Origin of the sequence: Comamonas sp. (assembly GCF_036666375.1) — a bacterium.
Lineage (GTDB): Bacteria > Pseudomonadota > Gammaproteobacteria > Burkholderiales > Burkholderiaceae_C > Comamonas.
In genome coordinates, this window is sequence record NZ_JAVWWA010000210.1 from 1191 (window position 1) to 2781 (window position 1591).

The 1591-nt window shown below is 66.8% G+C and carries 2 protein-coding genes; both read right to left on the reverse strand.

All coding sequences use genetic code 11. The features are described 5' to 3' along the window. Positions 1-383 (reverse strand): hypothetical protein (locus RR928_RS24665; RefSeq protein WP_332684710.1); only part of this gene is annotated, 383 nt, incomplete at its 3' end. Beyond that, positions 380-1591 (reverse strand): hypothetical protein (locus RR928_RS24670; RefSeq protein WP_332684712.1); only part of this gene is annotated, 1212 nt, incomplete at its 5' end. The genes RR928_RS24665 and RR928_RS24670, both read right to left, overlap by 4 nt.

Sequence of the window (1591 nt, forward strand, 5' to 3'; positions counted from 1 at the left end):
GCGCCGTAAACGGTCTTCGGGGCGGTGAAGGTGAATTCGGCGCGGCTGGCCGTGTTGTCGGCCGCGCCGCCGGCCGCCGCGCCGGGCGTGAAGGCCGGGCGCGTGGCCGGTGTGTAGGTCTGGCACTCGACGGCGGCAGTGGGGAAAGTCTCGGCTTTGTCGCCGGGCACCGGTCCATAGTTGCCTTCGAAGAGGCCGATGTACCAGGACGGCACCTGGGTGGCCTGCTTGACCACCACGCCCACGATGTGATTCAGGCCCTCGATGGGCACCAGGTTGTGCACCACCTCGCTGGCAATGAGCTTGCCTGCGCGCAGGTGCTCCACGAGATAGCTGGTACCGACAGCGGGGTTGATGCGCTCTGCGCCTTGCTTGGTGGTCATTGGGCCACTCCTTTTCTGATGATTTCTGCGTCGAATCGACCGCCGAACGACGCCTGGGTTTTGCTCGGGTCTTGCACCGCGGCCAGCACATGCTTTTGACCGCCGTGCTCTCTGAACACCGTGGCGCCGGCCGTGCCGCCAGACAGGGCAAGCTGGTCCTCTTGCACGTTGCTCACGGATCCGTCCTTGGCGCCAAAGACCAGGCCGCGCTCCGACATCCAAAAACAGGTGTCGGGCTTGATCGGGTCATTGCCGCCCGAATGCGGCAGCGCGCCATAGGGCAGCACCTCGTCCAGACTCGCGCCCGTGATCTCGCCGCCCAGCCAATAGGTCTTGTCGGCCGCGACGAAGATGCCGCGGCCGCACGGCTCGATGAGCGTGATGCGTGCGGGAAACGGGATGTAGTTCTTGCTGGGGCGATACAGGCCCGGCATGAAAGGCTCGCTGTAGATCAGCAGGTTGCCCACGGCGACGATCAGGCGGCCATTGCTGTGCCGCACGATCGAGCCGGCGGGCATGGGCTCCAGCAGCAGGGTCTGGCACCCTGCCCCCAACGGCAAGGGCGCGACGACCTCGGCCACGCCGCCGACGATGTCGACGGCCACGCGCCCGAACACCTCGCCATCGGGCGCCGTCATGTAGATCAAGGTGATGCAGCCGAACGGCGCCGGCGGAATGTCGCTGATGCGAATGCCGCCGCCGGCCGGCAAATCAATCGTGCGGGGCGCGGTGGATGCACTCTCGCCCGCCTGGCCGAACTGCGTGATGCAGACCTGATAGCGGCCGGCATTCATCGCGCCTTGCGTTGCGCTCAGCACTGGAGTCAGAAGCGGACGCGGCGTGAAGTCCACCCGCGTGCTGCCCTGGACCATGCCCAGCACATCACCGTTGGAATAGTAGAAGGTGCCCCCGGCCTCGCAGTACGAGACCGGGTGCGTGGGCGCCAGGTCGGAGCGGATCAGCGTCCGCTGCAGCTCGCCATTGACGGCAAGGTGATACAGGTCGCTACCGTCTGCGTAGAAGCCTGCCTTGTCGTTGCCCCAGGCCGAGTGCGCGCGGCCGGCGTGCGCCAGCGTGAAGCCCGCGCGCCGGCGCAGCTTGCCATTGGCAGTGACGTCGACATTCACCGCAGCGCGCAGCAGATCGACTGCGCCGTCGCCCACGCTCTGCGTGAGCTCGTGGTCGGCGAGACGGTTGTTCACGCCAAA